Origin of the sequence: Herbiconiux sp. 11R-BC (assembly GCF_049472555.1) — a bacterium.
GTDB lineage: Bacteria > Actinomycetota > Actinomycetes > Actinomycetales > Microbacteriaceae > Herbiconiux.
Window position 1 is genome coordinate 933318 of record NZ_JBCEBO010000001.1, and the last position, 22822, is coordinate 956139.

Here is a 22822-nt window from a genome sequence, read left to right on the forward strand (position 1 = left end):
GACGAGCTCCGGGCGGGTGTCGGTCTCTGCGACAGTAGGGAGACGATCTATCAGCGCCATTGCGCGAGCCTTGGGCCCGGCTATGAAGCCCCGGATTCCGGACGGGGTCGACGCGCGCCCGAAGGGTCAGCGGGTGGAGGGCGACCTCAGAATGCGCAGGGCGTCAGGCTTGCGACGGCGGGACTCAAGGAGTTCGGCCCGCCGAGCAGCACGACGCTCGTGGCGCCCAGCGACCCGATGTCGTGCAACACCCCCTGCGGAACGCAATCGGTGGGAACTACGTATAACGGCGCCCTCTTCAGGCCGGCGAGCACTCCGCCGGCGAGCGCGTCGGGAAAGTTCGAGCCCGTGGCCAGATAGACGGTGCTGCTCGCGCTGAAGGCCGATCGATTCACGGCGATGGATGCCTCATAGCGGTCCGCCCCCGACAGTCGCTCGACCACGGCCGGAACAGTTCCGAGCGACGTCACGACGCCCGGCGACACCGAGTTCGGTCCCCCCACCACCGTGATGGCGGAGGTCTTCAACGCGCGGAACAGCCCGAGGGACGCGGCATCCGCTGCGCTCTGCGGACCATTGAGGAGCACGACCGGCTCGCCCGCAGTGCCGGCGGCAGCGCCGGCGGAGAGCGCGTCAGGGAAATTGGTGCCGGTGGCCGCGAAGGCGTGACCGGACTCCGGGAACACCGCAGACACCACGGCGCGGCTGGCCTCGTAGCGATCGGCGCCTGCCAACCGCTCCACCGTGGCCTGGGGAATGAGAGTGCGGAACGCGGACTCGACGGCCGGCCCGACCGAGTTCGGACCACCGACGATGACGATCCTCGACGGCGAGAGCGAGCGGATCTCCTGCAGCACGGCGGCGGGGATGTCGTCGCGAGTCACGAGGAGGAGCGGACCACCCTGCGCGACGGCCGCGGGGCCCGCACTGAGCGCATCCGGGTAGTTAGCGCCTGTGGCGACGTAGACCACCGGCGCTGTGCCCGGAAATGCCCGCTTCGCGATCTCGACCGAACCGGAGAACCGATCGCCGCCGGCGATGCGCGACACCGTCGGGGCACCCTGCATGGTGAACATGCCGCCATTACCGCCGGAGTAGGTGACGCCCTGGCCCGAACCAAAGTACGAGCCGACGGTGAACTGGTGGAAGCCGTTCGTCACCCCTGTGGGGATGACCGACCAGCTCAGGTCGGCGGCGAGCTTGGCCGTGTAGATCTGCTCCATCCCTTGCACTCCGCCGTCGATCCGCACCCTGATCGTGTAGTTCGGGGTTCCGTCCGTGAAGGTGCCGGTGATGGGCTGCCCCCACTGCAGGGTGCCGCCGTAGCTCGGCCGAGTGATAGTCGGGATCGGCGCGTGCACCGTCATCTCCCAGTTCGACTCGTAGCTGCGCACCGAGCCGTACTGCTCGCCGTTGACCTTGGCGGCCGTCATCGGGAAGACACCGGTGACGCTCGTGGGCGTGCACGCCCCGACCGATCCGGCCGAGACGAGGCCCATCGCATAGGGTCCGGCGATCACGGATCCCCCGCTGTCGCCCGGCTGGGTGCACATGCCGCGCACGATGTCGAGGTTGACCGTCGGGCCACCGGCGCCCACCGTGACCAGCTGGTCGACGTGCTCGACCGTTCCGCAGGTCCAGCCCGTGGTGCTGCCGGACTTGCACAGCGTCTGGCCCACGACGGCGTCGCCGTAGTCGAGCATCGACTGGATCGTCCCCGCGCTGGCGGGGCCGTCGTTCGCCCCCGAGTTCCAAGTGCCGACAGCCGGCAGGGTTCCGCCCATGGTCTGGCTCGTGATGAGCGCCGCATCGATCTCGTTGCCGATGGCGGTGGTCTCGGGCTGCCGATAGCCGAGTTCTCCGCCGTCGCTCGGGTTCGGGTCGCCAGGCCTGGTTTGCTCGAGGGCGCGGATGAAGCCGTTGTCGCCGGGAATCTGGCAGTGACCCGCGGTCAGGAACTGCTCGTTGTAGTAGCGCCGGTCGCGGCCGACGAAGGCGACCGAGCAGACCCCGGCGTCGCCGGACGAGTTGCCGAAGAAGATGCCCTGGCCACCCACCACCTGGTCCATCATGGGATCGAGGCTGAGCCCGGCGGCCTCCGAGCGGCTCTCGCGGCTGCCGGAAGGGTCGACCTGGGCGGTCGCATTGGCGGCCTCGGCGAGCGCGGCGTCGGTCTCGGTGGGCACCGTCACCACGAGGCGGGTGCCCTCGAGGCGCGAGCTGAGCACGTCGACCCCGGATGCCGTCAGCGAGGTCACGACGGAGACCGCGGCCGCCGCCGCATCCGCTCCCGCGAGATAGGCCTCGGGGCTCTCACCGAGCTGTGAATCGAGAGCGGCGACGAGGGGCGACGGCAGCTGAGCAGCCCGCTGCACATAGGCGTCGAGGGAGAAGTCGGGCATCGACGTGCGCGTCGGCGGCGCTCCGGCGTCGCCCACCGGCGACTCCGAGGCGGCGGCCGTGGAGTCGGCGGCCGGACCCGGATCCGCCCACGCGGGCGCGGCGCCCGGAAGCAGGGCCACCCCGGCGAGCGCCGCGATCACCACGGCAGAAACAGAACGGGCGGGACGAGAGACGCTACGGCCAGAGCTGGCGGCAGAGCGGGCCATTCAGGGTCCTTCGGTCGGGCGTTGTTGCAAGCGGCCGAAGCGGTTCCCCCCACCCGGATGCGGACCAGCATAGGGCAATCGACATGGGCCGCGCCGCGCACGATAGAATTGGTGCAATGTGCGGCATCGTGGGCATCGTTTCGTCAGACCCCGTCAACCAGCTCGTGTACGACTCCCTCCTGCTGCTCCAGCACAGGGGGCAGGACTCGACCGGAATCGCCACCGCCGAGGGCAGCGTCTTCCACATCGTGAAGGCGAAGGGCCAGGTCCGCGAGGCGTTCCGCACCCGTGACATGCGCTCGCTGCTCGGCACCATGGGCCTCGGGCACGTGCGCTACGCGACGCAGGGCACCGCATCCGCGGAGCAGGAGGCGCAGCCGTTCTACGTGAACGCGCCGTACGGCATCATCCTCGTGCACAACGGCAACCTCACGAACACCCGCGAGCTCACCGACGAGCTCTACAGCATCGACCGCCGGCACCTCAACACGAACTCCGACACCGAGGTGCTGCTCAACGTCTTCGCCAACGAGCTGCAGTCGCAGATCACCGGCCTCTCGCTCGACCCCGACCAGATCTTCACCGCCGTCGAGCGCGTGCACGAGCGGGTGGAGGGCTCCTACGCCACGATCGCGATGATCGCGGGGCACGGCCTGCTCGCATTCCGCGACCCGTTCGGCATCCGCCCGCTCACCATCGGTTCGCGCCTGCTCGAGAGCGGTCAGATGGAATACGTGGTGGCCTCCGAGTCGCTCGTGATGGAGAGCCTCGGCTACGCGGTGGTGCGGGATGTCGCGCCCGGCGAGGCCGTGTTCATCACGCTCGATGGCGAGCTCATCGCCAAGCAGTGCGCGCCGCACTCGCGGCTCGTACCGTGCTCGTTCGAGTACGTCTACCTCGCCCGCCCCGACTCCGTGCTCTCGGGCATCTCGGTCTACGAAGCGCGTCTGCGGCTCGGCAACTACCTCGCCGACACCGTGGCCCGCTACACCCCGATGGGCGACATCGACGTGGTCATGCCCATCCCCGACTCGTCGCGGCCCGCCGCGATGCAGGTGGCCCAGAAGCTCGGCGTCGAGTATCGCGAGGGCTTCTACAAGAACCGCTACGTCGGGCGCACCTTCATCATGCCCGGGCAGGCCGCGCGCAAGAAGTCGGTGCGGCAGAAGCTCAACGCGATGTCGACCGAGTTCAAGGGCAAGAACATCCTGATCGTCGACGACTCGATCGTGCGCGGCACGACCTCGAAGGAGATCGTCGACATGGCCCGGCAGGCCGGAGCCAACAAGGTCACCTTCGCGTCGGCGGCGCCGCCCGTGCGCTACCCGCACGTCTACGGCATCAACATGCCCTCCCGACACGAGCTCGTGGCCCACGACCGCAAGATCCCCGAGATCGCCGCCGCGATCGGCGCCGACCACCTGATCTACCAGGAGGTCGAGGACATGCGGGCCGCCATCACGCAGGGCTCCAGCACCGTGCACGACCTCGAGATGAGCTGCTTCACCGGCGACTACGTGACGGGCACCGTCACTCCCGAGTACCTCGCCTGGGTCGAGAAGAACCAGCTCTCCTAGCCCTTAGGCTCGACGCATGGCCACCCCTGACTTCGTGCTCGCGCTGCGCGAGAAGATCGGCAACGACCAGCTCTGGCTCACCGGTATCACGGCCGTGGTGACCCGCGGCGAGGAGTTGCTGCTCGTGCGCCGCAGTGACAACGGCGCCTGGACGCCGGTGACCGGCATCGTCGACCCCGGCGAGGAACCGGCGACCGCCGCCGCCCGCGAGGTGCTCGAGGAGGCCGACGTGGTGGCGACCGCCGAACACCTGGCCTGGGTGCACACCATCCCCGAGGTGGTCTACCCGAACGGCGACCGCTCGCTCTACCTCGACATCACCTTCCGCATGCGCTACGAGTCGGGCGAGCCCTTCCCGGCCGACGGCGAGAACACCGAGGCGCGCTGGTTCGCGGCCCACGAGCTGCCGGAGATGTCGGACGAGATGCGCGCGCGCATCCGGCACGCCCTCGACGGCGTGGAGCGGGCCCGCTTCGAACTCTGAGGCGTGTCGCTCTAGGCGCGGCGCTCGAGCACGCCGCGCACGAACGAGGCCTGGCCCGCGTGCTGCAGGTCGTCGGAGAGCACGCTCACCAGCCGCACCGCGAGGGTGACCGGCGGGTTCCAGGATGTGTCGACCACGCGATCGAGGTCGCCGTCGTCGAGCGAGTGCAGGTAGGCGACCGTGGCCGTGTAGACGTCTTCGTGGTAACCGACGAGGTTCTCGGCGGTGACGCCGGGGCCGGCCACCTGCCCGACCTCGGCGGCGGACTGGGCGTAGCCCGTGGCATCCGGAGCGAAGGGCAGGCCGAAGCGCTGCTCCCAGCCGCCGTCCGTCCAGCGCTGGGGAGTGCCCGCGACGCCGGCGATGTGGTCGTCCTGCACCCGGGTGAGGTGCCACACCAGCCAGGCGATCGAGTTGGCCTCCGGGTCGATCCGGGCCGAGAGCTGGTCGGGCTCGAGGCCGCCCGCGGCCCGGCGCACGGTGTCACGGATGCGGGTGAAGGCGTCTTCGAGAAGATCGATGCTGCTGGTCATGCTCGCAGCCTACGGCTGTCCGCCGACAGCGGCACACTGCTGATGCCGCGCGATCAGGGCGCGAGGAAACCCGTCAGCTGGTCCGCGACGGCATCGGAGATGCTCGCCGTGCCTCCCAGCACGACGATGCGCGTCGGCTGGAGGCGGCGCAGCTCGTCGGCGATCGACGGAGGGATCGTGTCTCTGGTCACCAGCAGCATCGGCCCGCCGTTGGTCGCGGCGGCAGCCGCACCGGACAGCGCGTCGGGAAAGGTCATGCCCGAGGCCACGTAGACGGTGTGGGTTCCCACGCAGAACAGTCGTCTGGAGACGGCGGCGGCCACGTCGAACCGGTCGGCACCCGCGACCCGGTTCGTGCGCGCCAGCTCGCCCAGCTGCAGCGCGACCGAATCGGAGACCGTGGCCGTGCCGCCGAGGAGCGAGACGCTCTTGGCCGGCTTGGAGCTCAGATAGACCGCCGCCCCGGGCGGCAGTTGGTCGCGCCCCACGAGAAGCATCGGCCCGACGCGGGCCGCGGCTGCCGCTGAGCCCGCCAGGGCGTCGGCGAACACCGCGCCGGATGCGGCATAGACGGAGTCTGCTCCGAGGTTGAAGGTGTGCGTGGCGACCGTGGACGCGACCTCGTAGCGATCGGCCCCACCGTAACGGCCCACGGTGGGGGCGAAGGCCTTCAGCGCCGCCTCCACGCCGGCGCTCACGGAGTTCGGGCCGCCGACGATCTGAATCGCGGTCGGGTGGAGGCGTGTGAGCTCGGCGGCGATCACCGGGGGGATCGCGTCACGGGTCACGAGCAGCACCGGCTTACGGATCGAGCCGGCCGCCGCCGAGGCGGAGAGGGCATCGGCGAAGGTCTCGCCGGAAGCGATGAAGACGCCGGCGGCGCCGCCCGCGAACGCGTCCCTCGACACGGCGGCGGCCACGTCGTATCGATCCGCACCCCCGATGCGCCCTACTCCCGTCTTCGAGTCGTGCACCTGGCCGGGGCACCCCTCTTCGACTTCTCCCACCGCACTCGATGCCCGGGCCGGCGGGGCGGCCGACCCGACGAGAGCGAACTGCGCCGAGGCGACGGCCGCGGCGGCGAGAGATAGCGAGAGGAGGCGGAGACGAAGACCAGCACGGGGCATAGTTGATCTTATCTCATGTTGGAACGGGTGACTCAGCGGGCTTCCACCTGCGGCACGCCGCGCATCCAGGTTCTTCGGAACAGCAGCCCTTACCCTCGTGCATATGCCCGAAAGACCCCAGCGCCTCGTCGCCGCGTTCCAGCGCACCGTCGACGGCACCCAGCGCCCCGCCGGCCTGATCCTCCTCCTCAGCGTGATCGCCGCCCTACTCGTGACGGTGCTGGCCGTTCCCGCCATGGCCGTGACCGGCGTCTACGCCTCGCGCTCGGTCGACGTGCTCAACACGCTGCCCGATTACATCCGTCCCACCACGCTGGCGCAGAAATCGGAGATCTACGGCACGAACACCGACGGCAGCACCACCCTCCTCGCGACCGTGTTCGACCAGAACCGGCAGGACGTGGGTTGGGACCAGATCTCGCAGTACGTCAAGGACGCCGTCGTGTCCACCGAGGACCCGCGCTTCTACGAGCACGCGGGCGTCGACATCGCGTCGAGCCTGCGCGCGGCCGTGGGCAACGTCGCCTCCGGCGGGGTGTCGAGCGGCGCCTCCACCATCACCATGCAGTACGTGCGAAACATCCTGGTACAACAGGCCACCCAGCTGCCCACCCAGGCCGAGCGAGACGCCGCCTATGCGGCCGCCACCACCGAGTCGCTCGACCGCAAGCTCACCGAGATGCGCCTCGCGATCGCGCTCGAGAAGCAGTACTCCAAAGAGGACATCCTGCTCGGCTACCTCAACATCGCGAACTTCGGCGGCTCGGTCTACGGCATCGAGGCCGCCGCGAACTACTACTACGGCGTGAGCGCCGCGAACCTCACCCTCGCGCAGGCCGCCACCCTCGCGGCCACCGTCAACGCCCCGAACGCGCTGCGCATCGACCAGGCCGAGAACATCCCCGACAACGAGGCGCGGCGCAACGAAGACGTGCTCGCCTCGATGCTCAAGCAGAAGGCCATCACGCAAGCGCAGTACGACGAAGCCGTCGCCACCCCGGTGACGCCCAACATCACGCAGCCGACCACCGGATGCCAGGCCGCCGCCATCGGGGCCACCTACTTCTGCGACTACGTGACCTGGATCGTGAAGAACGACTCCACCTTCGGCGACACCGCGGATGCGCGCTGGTCGAACTTCAAGCAGGGCGGCTACAAGCTCTACACCACGCTCAACATGCAGCTGCAGGCCAACGCCGACTCCACCATGAAGCAGTACGTGCCGGCGTCGAGCGAGGAGCTCGACCTGGGCTCGTCGATCGTGACCGTCGAACCCGGCACGGGCCGCATCCTCTCGATGGCGCAGAACACCACCTTCAACGAGGACTCCACCGTGACCTCCCCCGGTGTCACCGCGGTGAACTACAGCACCGACATCGACTACGGCGGCTCCTCGGGCTTCCAGGTGGGGTCGACCTACAAGGTCTTCACGCTCGCCGAGTGGCTGATGCAGGGCCACACCCTGAGCGACCGCGTGAGCGGGAACGCCGTGACCTGGGACACCTCGACCTTCACCAACACCTGCGGCGGCGCTTCGAGCGGCCCCTACAGCCCGGCGAACGACGGCAGCCAACGCCCCGGCACCATGTCGGTGCAGAGCGCGCTCACCAACTCGGTGAACAACGCCTTCGTGGCCATGGCGCAGAAGATGGACCTCTGCGCGATCCGCGACGTCGCCACCTCGCTCGGCGTGCACCGCGCCGACGGTGCCCCGCTCGAGACCTACCCCGCCGCCATCCTCGGCACCAACGAGATCGCGCCGGTCACCATGGCGGCGGCCTTCGCCGGCATCGCCGCGAACGGCCTGTACTGCTCGCCGATCGCGATCGACAAGATCGTCGACCCCACCGGCGCCGAGATCACCCCGCCGTCGGCGAACTGCCAGCAGGCCCTGCAACCGAACATCGCGGCGACCGTGGCGTATGCGATGCTCGGGCCGATCCAGAGCGGAACGGCCACCGCATCCGACCCCGACGACGGCATCACCCACATCGGCAAGACCGGAACCACCGACAACGAGCAGGCCACCTGGATGGTCGGCTCCTCCACCAAGGCCACCACGGCCGTGTGGGTGGGCAACGTCACCGGCAACGTCTCGCTCTCGGACATCACCTCGAACGGCTACGACGGAGCTTCGGTTCGGCACCGCATCTGGAGGTCGGTCATGACCGGCAACGACGACGTGCTCGGCGGCGGCGACTTCCCCGACCCCGACCGAGCGCTCGTGAACGGCTCGACGCTGAACAACCAGTCGACGCCGACGCCGACGCCGACCGACACGCCGACACCCACCCCGACCGCGACGGATGCGCCGGCGCCGGTTCCCACGCAGACCACCGACCCGGTCGTGCCCGTGCCCACCCCGACGTCGACGGCCCCGGCCGCCGGCGCCGGAGCCGCCGGCGGCGGTTCAGGAACCGGTGGAGGGTCGGGGACCGCGGGCGGCTGAGCCGTCCACGGCGGCAGGCGACGGGGAACCGTCGCTCGCGAGAACCGAACCGGTCAGGGCACTGCTGGCGCGGGCGCTGCGGCGGATCCGCCATCCAACGCGACCGCGGGCAGAGTGTCGGTGGTGAACTTCACCGCCGGGCCGAAGAGAGTGAACAGGCGGTCGATCTGCGCCGGATCGTGGCCCTCGATGGAGATGTCGACGTACCCGTCTGTGTCCATGCCCCAGGAGGTGAGCTGAATTCCCTCCGAGCGCAGATCCTCCGACAACGCGGTCACCTTCTCCGCGACCGGCTTCGCCGCGGCGGCGGAGTACACCGACTGCAGGAAGAGCACCTTCTCCGGCGGCGTTCCCGCCACGCGAAGGAGATCGGCTTCGACCACCGGGTCGAGCTCGGTGAGGTAGATGCGCAGCACGTCGGGATCGCCCCGTGTGCCGCTGCCGATGTCGGTGTAGACATCCGGATGCGCGGTGGGGGCGTAGTCGCGCACGGCCAGCAGGCCGTTCACGACCTCGCTGCTGAGCAGCGTCATGTCGGTGGCCGCGTCACCGGTGCCGAACTCGGCCTGGTCCACGGGCGCCGAGGGGGCGACGATCGGCGTCGGTGCAGGGGCCGCCACAATCGCGTCGGGCGCCTCGCCTCCGACGGGCACCGCCGGCGCGGATGCGCACCCGGCGAGGATCGCGGCCACCGCGATCGCGACCACGACCGTCACTCCTGACCGTGTGCGCATCCTGTCCCCCGATCGACGACTCCTCATCAGCCATGCCGTTCATCGACAACAGTAGGCGAAATCAGGGCCGTCGCGCCAGTGCCGTGGCGACGGCGTCCCTCAGCCGAAGCGGTAGGGCTCCGGGCCGGCCACGTCGATCCGGGCGACGAAGAGCCCACCGGCGTGCGGGCGGGCCAGGCGCTCGGCGGCCGTGTGGTCGCGGTTCGAGGTGGTGATCACGAGGCTGCGGCGGTCGGGGCCCGCGAAGGCCACGCAGGTGGTGAACGGCGCATCGACCTCGACCACGGCGAGCAGTTCGCCGTCGGGGCGGTAGCGGCGCACCTCGCCGGCTCCCCAGACGGCGATCCAGAGCATCCCCTCGTCGTCGACGCGCATGCCGTCGGGGTATTCGCCCGGCAGGGTGAAGGCGACGCGCCAGTCGGTGGTGGGCAGCGAGCCGGCGTCGCCGGCCGCACCGCGGTCGCCGGTGGCGTCGAAGTCGGCCGCCCAGATGCGGCCGGGCACGGTGTCGATGAGGTAGAAGGTGCGGCCGTCGGGCGAGAAGCCCATGCCGTTCGACTGTTCGATGTCGTCGCGCAGTACGGTGACCGAGCCCGGGCCGCCCGCGCCATCCAGGCCGTCCGCGACCACACGCACCACGAGCTCTTCGGCCGCGCCGGTGCCGCTCGCGTCGCTCAGCGCGCCCACGATGAAGCCGCCGGCGGGGTCGCAGACGCCGTCATTGAGGCGACGGCCGGGCGCCGCGAGCAGGAATCCGGATGCGAGCGCCTGCGCCTCGCGCGGATCGAGCGACTCCGGCGGGTCGATCAGCACCAGAGAGCTGTCGACCGCCGCCACGAGGCGCCCGTCGTCGCCGAGGCCGATGGCGCCGATCTTGTGGGGTGGAAGCGCGGCGTCGGCGAGATGCCGGGGCTCGCCCGCGCCCGCGGACGCCGTCGGCTCCAGCGCGGTCCGCGCAGCCTCGACGCGTGCCGCGTGCGCCTGCGCCCCGGCCGTGGGCACCCCCGCGAGCGAGACCTGCGCGGCTGCGACCGGCCCGAGCGTCGTGCCGTCGAAGGGCGCTGAGAGCACGGTGCCCGTCTCGATGTCGACCCAGCGCAGCCGGCCGGCCCGCGCATCCCACAGCACCCCCTCGGCGAGCGACCACGTGGCCTCGCCGGAGAGCGGATGCGCGGTGTACCTCGTCGGCGCGCCGAGCGTCACTCGGCCGGCTCGCCCAGCTCGACCGCCGCTGCGGCGGAGACGGAGAGCTCGGCGAGCTTCTCCTCGATCACCGAGGCGGCGTCGTCGATGAGCTCCTCGCTGATGACGACGCTCGGGAGGAAGCGGAGCACGCTGTCCCAGCTGCCCGCATCCAGCACGATCACGCCGTTCGCTGCGGCGTGCTGGATGACGGCCTTGAGGGCCTCGGGGTTGGGCTTCTTGGTGCCGGGATGCACGAGCTCGACGCCGAACATGGCGCCCTTGCCGCGTACCTCGCCGACGATGCTGAAGCGGTCGGCCCAGTCGCCGATGCGGGCGAAGAACGCGCGCTCCACCCGCTGCGCCTCGGCGATGAGGCCGTCGCGCTCGATGATGTCGAACACGGCGAGCGCCGCCGCGGTCGACACCGGGTTGCCGCCGAAGGTGCCGCCGATGCCGCCGGGCTGAACCGCATCCATGATCTCGGCGCGACCGGTGACGGCGGCGAGCGGGAAGCCGCCCGCGATGCCCTTGGCGCTGGTGACGAGGTCGGGCACGACACCGTGGTGCTCGATGGAGTACCAGGCGCCGGAGCGCGCGATGCCGGCCTGGATCTCGTCGGCCACGAACACGATGCCGTTCTCGGTGCAGAACTCGCTGAGCCGCTTGAAGAAGCCGGGGGCCGGGATGACGATGCCGCCGTCGCCCTGGATGGGCTCGACGAAGAGGGCCGCCAGTTCGGTGGCGCCGATGTGGGTGTTGATGTAGTCGATGGTGCGCTCGGCAGCCTCTTCGCCCGTCATCCCGTCGGGGTCGCGGAAGGGGTAGCTGATCGGCACGCTGTAGATGTCGCCCGGCATCGGGCCCATGCCGGCGCGCTCGGGCCAGGGGCGGTAGGTCATGGCCATGGTGAGGTTCGTGCGGCCGTGGAAGGCGTGGTCGAGTGCGGCGATCACGCGGCGACCGGTGTACTTGCGGGCGATCTTGACCGCGTTCTCGACGGCTTCGGCGCCGGAGTTCACCAGGATCGAGCGCTTCTCGAAGTCGCCGGGCGTGATCTCGGCGAGCTTCTCGGCCACGAGCAGGTAGTTCTCGTAGGGGGTGACGGTGAACAGCGTGTGGGTGAGCTTGCCCGCCTGGGCGGCGGCGGCGGCCGCGACCTCCGGATGCGCGTGGCCGATGGTGGTGACGCCGATGCCGCAGCCGAGGTCGATGATCTGGTTGCCGTCGACGTCGACGAGGATGGCTCCGGCGCCGTGGTCCATGTAGATGTCGGCGAGGGTTCCCGCGCCCTTGCTCACGGTCTTGCGGCGGCGCTCGTGCATGGCTCGCGACTTCGGGCCGGGCAGCTCGGTGACGAGCTTGCGCTCTTGCGGAACAGAGAATTCAGTCGTGGAAGCCATGCCCCGAGCCTAACCCGTGGGGTGTTTCGCGCCCGTTTCGGGCACCCCCGGCTCAGGGCCGCAAGTACTGCGCCAGGTCGGCGACCACACGTTCGGAGACCGTGTTGGGTCCACCCAGAACCTTGATCTGCATCGGGTTCAATCGCCGCAGTTCGGCTGCCACGTCGGCGGGCACGGAGTCCTGACCCACGAGGAGAACCGGCCCACCCGCCGCGATGGCCGCCGCCGATCCCGCGAGAGCATCGGGGAAGACCGCTCCCGACGCGACGAAGACGGTCGAGCGGTCGGCGCAGAACTCGTAGGCCGACGTGGCCGCCGACGCTGCGAAGCGGTCGACACCGCCGATGCGGTTGACCCGCGCGAACGGCGCGAGTTGGGCGACGACGGCATCGCTGATGGTCGCCGGACCGCCCACCACGACGATGTCCTGAAGCTGAACCTCTTCGCGCAGCAGGTCGAGCACGACCTCGGGAACGGCGTTCTTCGTCACCAGCAGCACCGGGCCACCAGCGTCACCGGCCGCGGCACTGGCCGACAGGGCATCCGGGAAGCCCTCCCCCGACGCGACGAACACCCTGCGGCTGGCACCGTTGAAAGCCTTGCGAGCGAGCGACACCGACACCTCGTAGCGGTCGGCGCCCGCCACGCGCTCGAATGAGGCAGGGAAGTACCGGAGGGATTGCTCGAGCTCGGCCGAAATCGACTGTGTGCCGCCGAGGAAGACGATCCGCGCGGGCGCGAGCCTTGCCAACTCGGCCTTGACGGCCGGCGGCACCTCGTCTTTCGGTAGGAGGAGGACCGGGCCACGCTGTGCGCCGGCGACCGCCGATCCCGACAGAGCATCGGGGAAGGTCGCCCCCGAGGCGAAGTAGACGACATCGGCGCCGGCGGGGAATGCGGCCTGTGAGGCATGAACAGCGACCTCGTATCGGTCCGCGCCGCCGAGGCGCTCGACGCCGGGTGACACTCTCTGCATGAGTGGGCAGCGCTTCACCGACGCCGCTCCGGCCGCACCTCCCGGAGCGAGCACCAGGGCCAGGAGGACAGCCGTCGCCGTAGCGAGTGCACCGAAGGACTTCATGACGCTCCGATCGCGAAGAGGAGCGTTCATCATATCCGAGTAATGCTCAGCTTTGCAAGGCTTTCGCCGGGCAGCTCGGCACGTGATCGTCGACCACGCCGACCGCCTGCAGATAGGCGTAGACGATGGTGGAGCCCACGAAGGTGAAGCCGCGCTTCTTGAGGTCTTTGCTGAGGCGGTCGGAGAGCTCGGTGGTGGCCGGGAAGCCGGCGATATCCGGGGCCCGCACCACGGGCATGCCGTCGACCCAGCCCCAGACGTAGTCGGCGAAGCTGCCGAACTCCTCCTGAACCCGGATGAAGGCGAGCGCGTTCTTGCGGGTGCCGAAGATCTTCAGGCGGTTGCGGATGATGCCCGGATCGAGCATGAGGGCTGAAAGCTCGTCGTCGCCCATCGTGGCGACTGCCGTCACGTCGAAGTCGTGGAAGGCCCGCGCGTAGCCCGCCCGCCGGTTGAGGATGGTGGACCAGGAGAGCCCGGCCTGCGCCCCCTCGAGCACGAGGAACTCGAACAGGTAGTGGTCGTCTCGCGAGGGCACACCCCACTCGGCGTCGTGGTAGGCGCGCATCGCGGGCGAACCGGTGGCCCAGGGGCAGGTGCCGTCGGAGGCGGGATCGGTCATGCCCCGATCCTCCCACCCGCCACCGACGCGCGGGCCCGGCATCCGGCTCCCCGCTTCCGACGCCCAGGGTCCGACATCCGGCCACCCGCATCCGACACCCAGCACCCGACACCTGTAGTGCGCCCGCCGGTCGGTCACAATTCACCGCCCCGAGAGCATCCCTTCAGTCGCGCGACCACCGGGCGCCGCCCTGCCCGACGAATGTCGTTCTGCACCGCACCCGTGCGCCCAGTGAGAGGACCCTCCCCCGTGACTACCCACCCGATGACCCGAAAACGAGGACTGCAGCTCGGCATCGCCGCCGCCGCTGCAGCCGTGGCGGCCACGCTCGTCGCCGCCGGAGTGGGCTCCGGCTACCTCGCCCACGCCGAAACGAGCCTCCCGGGCGCCGGCACCACCGCCGACCCCTTCCTCATCGGCACGCCCGACGAGTTCGGCGCCTTCATCGCGGCGGCCAACGCCGACACCGCCGGAACGGGCGCCAGCAAGGCCCGCTACCAGCTCACCTCCGACATCGCCCTCACCGCCCCGGTGACGATGATCGACAGCTTCTCCGGCACCCTCGACGGTGCCGGCCACACCGTCTTCGGGCTCACCGTCGACTACTCCGGCTCGAAGGCCTACACGGCCTCGAGCGGCGCCGACAAGTCGGCCGCCCTCATCAACGCCAACAGCGGCACCATCCAGAAGATCGGCTTCAGCGGCGTCAGCATCACGGGCAACGCCGCGGCCGAGACCTCGGTCACCGCCACCAAGAAGGCCTCCGTCGTGGTGAACAACCACGGCCTCCTCGACCAGGTCTACGTCACGGGCTCCATCGACGGCGGCTGGCGTGGCGGCGGCATCGTGGCCGACAACCTCTCCGGCGGCACCATCCAGAACAGCTATTTCGCCGGATCCGTGCACGCCAGCTGGGAGACCGGCGGCATCACCGCGCGCAACGACAACGTCGGCACCGAGCGCATCACGAACGTCTACGCCGACGTCACCGCCACGAGCGACACCCGCAACATCGGCCTGATTAGCGGCTACAGCTACAGCACCGCCACCATCTCGGGCGCCGTGGCCCTCCGCGGCTCCGCGACCCAGGGCTCGGGCCAGTCGGCCAACAACATCGGCCGCATCAACGGCCAGAACAACACGAGCGTGGGCGGCCGCGGCGCGACGTACTCCAACAACCTCGCGCTCAACACCATCAAGCTCGGCACGGCCACCGTCACCGGCGGGGCCGCCGACAACCGCCAGGGTCTGGACAAGACCGCCGCCGAGCTCGGCCAGCAGGCCACCTTCGCCGCCATCGGCTGGGACTTCACGAGCATCTGGACCATGGATGCCGCCACCGGGCGCCCCCGGCTCGCCGCGGTGACCGAGAAGACCACCCCCGACGTGCCGACGGCCACTCCCACCGCGACGCCCACCCCCACGGCGACGGCCACCCCGACGCCGACCCCCACGGCGCCCGCCGACCTCAGCGCCTCGAGCACCGTCACGAGCCCCGACGGCCAGACCGTCGCCACCGTCTCCACGGATGCCGCCGGCACCCTCAGCTACACCGTCACCCAGCGCGGCGTCACCGTGGTGAAGCCCTCGGCCCTCGGCCTCGTGGTCGACGGCACCGATTGGGGAACGGGCGTCACCCTCGGCACCGCGAGCACCGCATCCGTCGACGAGTCCTATCCGCTGATGGGCTTCCACGACACCGCGCGCGACCACCACAACGCGAGCGTGCTGCCCCTCGTGCGCAGCGCCGGCGGAACCGGCGGTGGCGCGGCCACGCAGAGCCTCGTCTCGGTCGAGCTGCGCGTCTTCGACTCCGGCATCGCGGTGCGCTACGTGCTCGACCCGAGCCTCGCGGGCAAGACCGTGAACAGCGAGAAGACCACCTTCTCGTTCGACCCGGCCTCGATGCTCGACTACCAGGTCACCACCCCCAGCACCATCGACGACCTGCAGAACAGCTTCACCCGCAAGTCGTTCGCCGACGCGGGTGCGCAGAGCATCACGGTGCTGCCCACGGTGGAGCTGCCCGGCTACGCCGGCTTCGCCAACATCACCGAAGCGGATGTGCGCGACTGGCCCGCCATCGCCCTCCGCACCACGAGCGGCGGCTCCGTGTCGACCTATTACTGGGCCACCGACAACGGGCAGGGCACCTTCGCGGTGAAGCCGTCCACGCTGCACTCGCCGTTCCGCGTGGTGACGATCGCTGCCGACCTCACGGGCCTCACGAACTCCGACATCGTCACCTCGGTGAACGCGCCGATCGACCAGTCGGTGTTCCCCGGCGGCGACACCAGCTGGATCCGCCCCGGCACGAACGCCTGGTCAACCCTCTCCACGAACGACCAGAGCTTCACCGGCATCCAGTCGCTCATCGACTCGGCCTCCGAGGCCGGCATCCCGGGCGTGCTCATCGAAGGCAACCTCACGGATGCCTCGTGGGGCTCGAACACGGCGGCGCGCTTCGCGAAGATCGCCGAGCTCGCCGCCCGCGGCAAGGCCAAGGCCTTCCCGGTCGACGTCTGGCTGTGGACCGACTACGACAACGGGGCCGGCGCCGACACGAGCTTCACGAGCGGCATCAGCTACGGCAGCGGCAGCAGCTACCCGCAGAAGAGCCTGCAGAACCCCGACTTCCGGGCCGCCTACCTCGACCTGTCGAAGGCCAGCGGCATCGCGGGGCTCAAGATCGACCACACCTTCGACGAGACCGAGACCAAGGTCAACTTCTTCGGTGACACGGCGAAGGATGCCGCTGCGCGCAAGCTCATGGTGATCTACCACAACCCCCTCGAGCCCACGGGCCTCAACCGCACCTACCCGAACGAGCTCGGCCGCGAGGCCATCAAGGGCCTGCAGTCGGGCTACGACGCGAACCAGAACACGCTCGCGCCGTTCACCCGGCTCGTGGCCGGGCCGGCCGACTACACGCCGTTCCTGCTCTCGGGATCGGGCGGCAACGTCACCTGGTCGCACCAGCTCGCGTCGACCGTGGTCTACTCGATGCCCTACCTGCAGCTCTCGGAGCGGCCGTCGAACATCGCACCGGGCGGGCAGTACAACGCCCTGGTCGGGGACGTCGTGAAGAACCTGCCCACCACCTGGAAGCGCAGCTGGGTGCTGCCGCAGAGCAGCATCGGCGGCCTCGCCGGCGTGGTGCGCGAGACATCCGACGGCGAGTACTGGATCGCCGTGACCGCGGGCACCACCGCCCCGGGCACGCTCTCGCTGCCGCTCGGCTTCCTGCCGGCCGGCACCCGCTACAACGCCGACGTGTACACCGACAAAACGGTCGGCACCACGATGAACCGCACGACCACCACGGTGGACTCGTCGACGGTGCTCACGCCCACGGTGGCGTCGGGCGGCGGCTTCCTCGCCCGCATCACGACGCAGGCGATCGACAACCCGCTGAACGACGGCTCGAACGGGCCGTTCGCCCTCGCGACCGAGGCCGACCTCGCGCTCCTCGCGCAGCATCCCTCCGCCACGTTCACCCTCACGAAGGACATCACCCTCACCAAGCCCTGGACCCCCGTCGCCTCCTTCGACGGAACCCTCGAGGGCGCGGGCCACAAGATCATCGGCCTCGAGGTCGCCGGCACGGAGTCGAAGGCGTTCATCGTGAACAACTCCGGCACCATCCGCCAGCTCGGGTTCCTCGACGCCACCTCGGTGGTCACCGGGGCGTACGTGCAGTCGACCCGGGTCGCCGTGGTGGCCGTCACGAACAACGGCCTCATCGACCAGGTGTTCGTGTCGGGCTCGACGGTCTCGGGCGGTTGGCGCACCGCGCCGATCGCGGCCGAGAACACCGGCCAGGTGAAGAACAGCTACACCGTGGATGCCCGGGTCACGGCCAACTGGGAGGCCGGCGGCCTCACGGCGTGGAACTCGGCCTCCGGCCTGCTGCTGGACGACTACGTGGTGAACGCCACCGTGAAGGCCGAGGTGCAGAACGGCGGCATCCTCACCGGCTACGGCTACGCGGGCACCAAGGTGACGGGCAACGTCGTGGTGAGCGGCTCGGTGCAGACCGCCAACTCACCGCGGGCGCGCATCCTGGCCCGGGAGAACGGCACGCCGACGTACACCGGCAACCTCTCGCTCGACAGCGCAACGGTGAACGGGGCTGCCATCACGACCGGCACCGCGACCAACCTCAACGGGGCGAACCGCACCGCGGCCGAGCTCGCGCTGCAGTCGACCTATGCGGCGATCGGCTGGGACTTCGGCTCGGTCTGGACCTTCGACGCCGGTCGGGGCCGCCCCGTGCTGACCGCGGTGCCGGAGAGCGCGTCGCCGTCCGACCCGGATGCGACGGGCACCGAGCAGGTGCAGGTCGCCATTCCGAAGGCGGGCACCGGCGAGCCCGGCGAGTTCGTCTGGAACATCGATGGCACCAACACGCTCGTCGACCTCGGCACCGCCACCCAGAGCGGCGACCACTTCGCCGCCGTGGGCAGCATCAACCCCGTGCGGGTCACCGACACCCGGGTGCCGGCGCCGCAGTGGTCGCTCTCGGCGCAGGTGAGCGACTTCCGCTCGGCCGACGGCAGCCGCTCGTTCTCGGGCACGTACCTCGGGTGGACGCCGACGCTCGTGGAGGCGGGCGGCGGCGCGGTCGTCGGCGCTCCGGTGCTGTCGGGCTTCGAGTCGGGCACCGGCCTCTCGACGGCGTCGACGCTCGGCAGCGGCGCGGCCGGTCACGTGGCGGGCTCCGCGAAGCTCGGCGCCGCGCTCGACCTGCGCTTCCCCGTGAGCGTGTCGGACGGCACCTACCAGGCGACGCTGACGCTGACCGCGCTCGGGTAGCGCCCGGAGGGGCCGGGGCCACGCGCCCCGGGCTCCTCCCCCGACCGCCTCAGCCCGTCGACACGTCGCATTGTGCCGCTATCCCGTCCGGATAGGGGCACAATGCGACTTCTCGATGAAGGGTTCAGCCCACGAGGTGCTCGCGCAGCGCGGCGAGCACCGCATCCGAGACCGTGTTCGTGCCGCCGAGCACGATGATGCGACCGGGCTTGAGGCGGTCGAGCTCCGCAGCCACGGCAGCCGGGATGCCGGTGGCCGTCACGAGCAGCACCGGAGCCGAGTGCACCACCGCGGCCGAGGAGCCCGAGAGGGCGTCGGGGAAGACCGCGCCCGAGGCGATGTACACGGTCGGTGCGCCCGCCGGGAAGGTGTTCGCCGACACATTCGCGGAGACCTCGAAGCGGTCGGCGCCCCCGATGCGGGTGGCCGGTGCGATCCCCGCGAGGGTTCCGAGCACCTCCGCGGACACCGAGTTCGGGCCACCGAGCACGACGATGCGCGCCGGCTTCAGGCGCGCGAGTTCAGCGGCGACCTCGGCCGAGACGGAGTCACGGGTCACCAGCAGCACCGGGCCACCGAGGTGACCGGCCGCCGCAGAGCCGGCGAGCGCATCCGGGAAGTTCTGCCCGGAGGCGACGTAGACGACGGGGGCGTTGCTCGCGAAGGCATGCTTCGACACCTCGGCCGAGACGGCGTAGCGATCGGCGCCGGCGTAGCGGTCGAGCGAGGGGGCGAGCGGGCGCAGTGCGTCCTCGACGGCCGTGCCGACGCTCGCGGTGCCGCCGAGCACGACGATCTTCGCCGGCCTCAGTCGGCGGAGCTCGTCGAGCACCACCGGGGGCACGGCGTCGCGGGTGGTGAGCAGTACCGGCCCATGGGCGGCACCGGCCGCGGCGGCACCGGAGAGGGCGTCGGCGAACACGGCTCCGGAGGCCACATAGGCCACCGCGACACCGGGCGCGAAGGTGCGGGCGGACACCGCGGCGGAGACGGCGAAGCGGTCGTCGCCGCCGACGCGGAACGCGACCGGCTGCACGGTGAGCGTGACGGTCGCGAGGAGCGACAGGCAGGGCCTCGTATTGGCGACCGCGGAGATGCAGTAGTCGAAGGAGTCACTGCCCGCGAAACCGTCAGCCGGCGTGTAGGTGAAACGACCATCGCCGCCCACCTCGACCGTTCCGTGCTGCGGTTGGGCCGCCAGGATCCGGTCGGTGGCCACCACACCCTGGTCGTTCGCCAGCAGCCCCGTCGCCGCCGGAACCGTCAGGGTCGAGCCCGCCGAGGTCTCGTAGTGGTCACCCACCGCGACCAGGCCGTCGAGGCCGACGCGGACCGTCACGGTGGCGAAGTCCGAGATGCAGACGGTGGATGCCGCGCTCGCCACGACGCAGTAGCGGAAGCTCTGCGTGCCGCGGAAGCCTGGCGGAGGGGCGTAGCCGAACGCCCCTCCGCTGCCCGCCGTGACAGTGCCGTAGGCGACCGGGTCGAACTTCGCCGTCATCGGGGCCAGCACGTGGGCGTCGTTCGCGAGCACGCCGGGCGCCGACACCGTCAGTGCCGTGTTCACCGGCGTCGAGTAGGCGTCGTCGACAGCGGTGGGCGACGCGGAATCGATCGTGACCGTGGCTGCCTCCGAGAGGCAGGTCAACGGGTCGACCCGGAAGACGATGCAGTACGTGAAGGTGTCGGTGCCGGTGAAGAGCTCTTCGGGCTCGTAGCGGAAGAGGCCCGGGCCGGTGACCGTGGCCGTTCCCCGGGTGGGGTTCGTGAGCAGCTTGATCGTCATCGACGCGCCGTCGGCGTCGGTGTCGTTCGCGAACACACCCAGGCCCGTGGGCTCCACAGTGGCACCGGGGAGAGCCGAGTAGTTGTCGTCGATCGCGACCGGCGCCGGCGCCGCCTGCGCCGCCGTGGGCTGGGAGAACATCGCGGCGAGCAGACCGAGCGCTGCGAACGCTGCGAGGGCCCCCGAACGCGTCTTGGCGCGCGAGGACCGAGGGGTGCCGAATGGCGTGACCATGCTGATTTCCGATCGACAGGTTCCCGGCCCATCGATGAGTTTAGCTCATGATCGGCCGAAGGGGAGCCATCTCGTCGGCGTCGCCGGCGCTCGGCGTCTCAGCCGCCGACGCTCGACCCGAAGCCGCTCTTGCCCGAGGAGCCGAAGCCCGACTTGAGGGGCGCCCGCTCGCCCGCCGCGGCGCCCGCGGGGGCCGGGCTGACGACATCCGGTTGCAGCTTCGCGCCCGGGGCCGCGAAACCCGCAGTCGGCACGCCCGACCAGCCGGCCACGTTCGGCGAGTTCCAGCGGGAGCCCGCGAAGATGATGGGGCCGAGCCACGGATGCGCGTAGTGGGCCTGAGGATAGGCCTCCGACGACTCGCACAGGTCTTCGGGCTTGTCGGCGATGGTCTCGCCCTGGGCCTCGAGCTGCTGGATCTGCGCGGTCACGTCGGCGATGCAGGCCTCCTTCGAGTCGTACATCGGGCGCTCGGCGTTGTCGGGGATGACGTACTTCTGGCCGTCGGCGCCCTCGATCACGATGCCCTCGTCGGTGGGCGCGCAGCCCGAGAGCGCGAGCACCGCGCCGGCGATCGACACGACGGCGGCCGTGCGTGACACGGCCGGCCGGCGCACGGCCGCGCGCTTCGCCGCCGCGATGCCGGAGAGCGCGAGGGCGGAGGTGCGGGCGGCGGTCACGCTTCCATCCTGCCCCGGATGCCCGGGCCCGCGCCGCCGTCGGCCGGGTTCGCCGGAGCGGCAGGCGGCGTGTCCGAGGCGGCTCGCGCGGTACCGCGGCCGGTCTGCAGGGAGCCGGCCCCGCCGTCATCCGGCTCGATGTAGTGCGCAACGAACTCGGCGAGGTCGCCCGTGATCGGGCCGCTCGTCTCGCGCAGGTCGATGCCCGCGGGGGTCTCGCCCACGATCCAGCTGCCGATCACGGCGGTCTTGCCGGGGATGTCGGAGAAGCGGGCGCGCTCCTGCACGATGAAGCCCTCGTCGCCGTAGGCGCCCGAGGCTTCGGCCACCACCGCTCCGGAGGCGTCGAGCACGGTGACGTTCGCGCCCTCGCGGCCGAGGCGGGGCTTGCGCACGGTGGCGCGTCCGGCCAGCGCGGACAGCGCATCCGGGCCGGTCCCCGCGGTCGCACCCGCGGTCGCACCGGCGGTCGCGCCCGCACCCGTCGCATCCGCACCACTCTCCGGCTCCGCGAACGCCGGCAGCAGGTTGGGATGCCCGGGGAACAGCTCCCACAGCACCACGAGCAGCTGCTTGTTGCTGAGCAGCAGCTTCCAGGCCGGCTCCACCCACGCCGTCACGCCGCGGCTGTTCGGCAGGAAGCCGCCGAACTGCTCGGCGATCATCCATTCCCAGGGGTAGAGCTTGAAGATGTGCCGCACGGGCTCGCCGTCGGCGTCGAGGAAGAGGCCGCGCTCGAGGCTGAAGCTGAGCTCCTCCATGAAGATCAGCTTCGGATCGAAGCCCGCGGCCGCGGCGGTCTCGGCCATGTAGGCCACGGTGTCGAAGTCCTCGACGATGAGCTCGGCGCCGGGGTCGCCGGTGTCGTGCAGGCTCGCGAGGTGCAGGCGCGCGCCGGGTGCGAGGCCCCAGCGGGCGGTGCGCACGTGCTCCCACTGCTCGATCAGCAGCTCGTGCAGGCCGTTGAACTGGTCGGCGCCGGCGGGCAGAACGCCCGCGGCGGTCTGCTCCTCGAGCCACTGCCACTGGGCGGCCGCCGTTTCGACGAGCGAGGTGGGGGTGTCGGCGTTGAACTCGAGCAGCTTGACGGTCGGCGGGCGCCGACTGCCCGGGGCCGTGGGCCGGCCGGCGAGGCCCGGCGCGCCGGCGCCGTCGTCGTAGGCGAGGTCGAAGCGGCCGTAGACAGTCGGGTCGTCGTCGTCCCACGACGCCCGCACCAGCTCGTGGAACCGCCCCGGGATGCCGAACTCGTCGAAGCGGCGGTGGCGCACGACGTGCTCGACCGCGTCCATGCAGCGGTCGAAGAGCTCCTTCGTCGCAGCCTCGATCAGCTCGATCTCGGGGCTCGTGAACACGTAGGCGGCGCCTTCGCTCCAGTAGGGGCGGCCGCCCTCCGACTCGAGGTCGTAGAAGCTGAAGCCCACCGCGTCGCAGCGCTCACGCCAGTCGGGCCGCGGCGTGACCTCGATGCGTCGCATGCCCCCATTATCGCGGGGCCGCGATAAC

15 protein-coding genes are annotated in these 22822 nt (G+C 70.6%); 4 read left to right on the forward strand and 11 right to left on the reverse strand.

What is annotated here, in order from left to right; all coding sequences use genetic code 11:
- Positions 1-146: 146 nt before the first annotated feature.
- Positions 147-2546 (reverse strand): cell wall-binding repeat-containing protein, encoded by a 2400-nt coding sequence (locus VD659_RS04140; protein WP_423259853.1) that lies wholly within the window; start codon positions 2544-2546, stop codon positions 147-149.
- Positions 2547-2725: 179 nt separating this feature from the next.
- Between VD659_RS04140 and purF the strand changes: the two genes are divergently transcribed.
- Together purF and VD659_RS04150 are read left to right on the forward strand one after the other, a co-directional pair.
- The gene (gene purF, locus VD659_RS04145) at positions 2726-4186 is read left to right on the forward strand and encodes an amidophosphoribosyltransferase (RefSeq protein ID WP_137836570.1); all 1461 of its coding nucleotides are present in this window, start codon (positions 2726-2728) and stop codon (positions 4184-4186) included.
- Between the two features lie 16 nt (positions 4187-4202).
- Positions 4203-4670 carry an NUDIX hydrolase gene (locus tag VD659_RS04150; protein ID WP_423259854.1) on the forward strand — a complete coding sequence of 156 codons (468 nt, stop codon included), beginning with the start codon at positions 4203-4205 and terminating at the stop codon, positions 4668-4670.
- Between the two features lie 11 nt (positions 4671-4681).
- Here VD659_RS04150 and VD659_RS04155 read toward each other — a convergent pair whose 3' ends face one another.
- Together VD659_RS04155 and VD659_RS04160 are read right to left on the reverse strand one after the other, a co-directional pair.
- Positions 4682-5203 (reverse strand): mycothiol transferase, encoded by a 522-nt coding sequence (locus tag VD659_RS04155; RefSeq protein WP_423259855.1) that lies wholly within the window; start codon positions 5201-5203, stop codon positions 4682-4684.
- A 53-nt stretch (positions 5204-5256) separates the two neighbouring features.
- On the reverse strand, positions 5257-6330 hold the full coding sequence (locus VD659_RS04160) for a cell wall-binding repeat-containing protein (protein WP_423259856.1): 1074 nt from the start codon (positions 6328-6330) through the stop codon (positions 5257-5259).
- A 103-nt stretch (positions 6331-6433) separates the two neighbouring features.
- On the opposite strand from VD659_RS04160, the gene VD659_RS04165 reads away from it, so the two are divergent.
- Positions 6434-8779, forward strand: coding sequence for a transglycosylase domain-containing protein (locus VD659_RS04165; protein ID WP_423259857.1), 2346 nt, complete (start codon positions 6434-6436; stop codon positions 8777-8779).
- A gap of 53 nt (positions 8780-8832) precedes the next feature.
- Here VD659_RS04165 and VD659_RS04170 read toward each other — a convergent pair whose 3' ends face one another.
- The 5 genes from VD659_RS04170 to VD659_RS04190 form a co-directional block, all read right to left on the reverse strand.
- Positions 8833-9513 (reverse strand): hypothetical protein, encoded by a 681-nt coding sequence (locus VD659_RS04170; protein WP_423259858.1) that lies wholly within the window; start codon positions 9511-9513, stop codon positions 8833-8835.
- 99 nt (positions 9514-9612) lie between these two features.
- Positions 9613-10716 carry an SMP-30/gluconolactonase/LRE family protein gene (locus tag VD659_RS04175; RefSeq protein ID WP_423259859.1) on the reverse strand — a complete coding sequence of 368 codons (1104 nt, stop codon included), beginning with the start codon at positions 10714-10716 and terminating at the stop codon, positions 9613-9615.
- Complete coding sequence (locus VD659_RS04180) at positions 10713-12098, reverse strand: aminotransferase class III-fold pyridoxal phosphate-dependent enzyme (protein ID WP_137836563.1); 1386 nt, start codon at positions 12096-12098, stop codon at positions 10713-10715. Before VD659_RS04180 ends, VD659_RS04175 begins: the two co-directional genes overlap by 4 nt.
- Positions 12099-12150: 52 nt before the next feature.
- Positions 12151-13179, reverse strand: coding sequence for a cell wall-binding repeat-containing protein (locus VD659_RS04185; RefSeq protein WP_423259860.1), 1029 nt, complete (start codon positions 13177-13179; stop codon positions 12151-12153).
- Between the two features lie 46 nt (positions 13180-13225).
- Positions 13226-13801 (reverse strand): DNA-3-methyladenine glycosylase I, encoded by a 576-nt coding sequence (locus VD659_RS04190; RefSeq protein ID WP_423259861.1) that lies wholly within the window; start codon positions 13799-13801, stop codon positions 13226-13228.
- A 264-nt stretch (positions 13802-14065) separates the two neighbouring features.
- On the opposite strand from VD659_RS04190, the gene VD659_RS04195 reads away from it, so the two are divergent.
- Positions 14066-18616, forward strand: a complete 4551-nt coding sequence (locus VD659_RS04195) for a glycoside hydrolase family 97 N-terminal domain-containing protein (RefSeq protein ID WP_423259862.1) — start codon at positions 14066-14068, stop codon at positions 18614-18616.
- Between the two features lie 124 nt (positions 18617-18740).
- On the opposite strand, the gene VD659_RS04200 is transcribed toward VD659_RS04195, so the two are convergent.
- From VD659_RS04200 to VD659_RS04210, 3 genes are all read right to left on the reverse strand, one after another.
- Complete coding sequence (locus tag VD659_RS04200; RefSeq protein ID WP_423259863.1) at positions 18741-20636, reverse strand: cell wall-binding repeat-containing protein; 1896 nt, start codon at positions 20634-20636, stop codon at positions 18741-18743.
- 98 nt (positions 20637-20734) lie between these two features.
- A complete protein-coding gene (locus VD659_RS04205; protein ID WP_423259864.1) occupies positions 20735-21316 on the reverse strand; it encodes a hypothetical protein in 582 nt (193 codons plus the stop codon).
- On the reverse strand, positions 21313-22794 hold the full coding sequence (locus tag VD659_RS04210) for a glutathionylspermidine synthase family protein (RefSeq protein ID WP_423259865.1): 1482 nt from the start codon (positions 22792-22794) through the stop codon (positions 21313-21315). The genes VD659_RS04205 and VD659_RS04210 overlap by 4 nt, the downstream gene beginning before the upstream one ends.
- Positions 22795-22822: the final 28 nt, after the last annotated feature.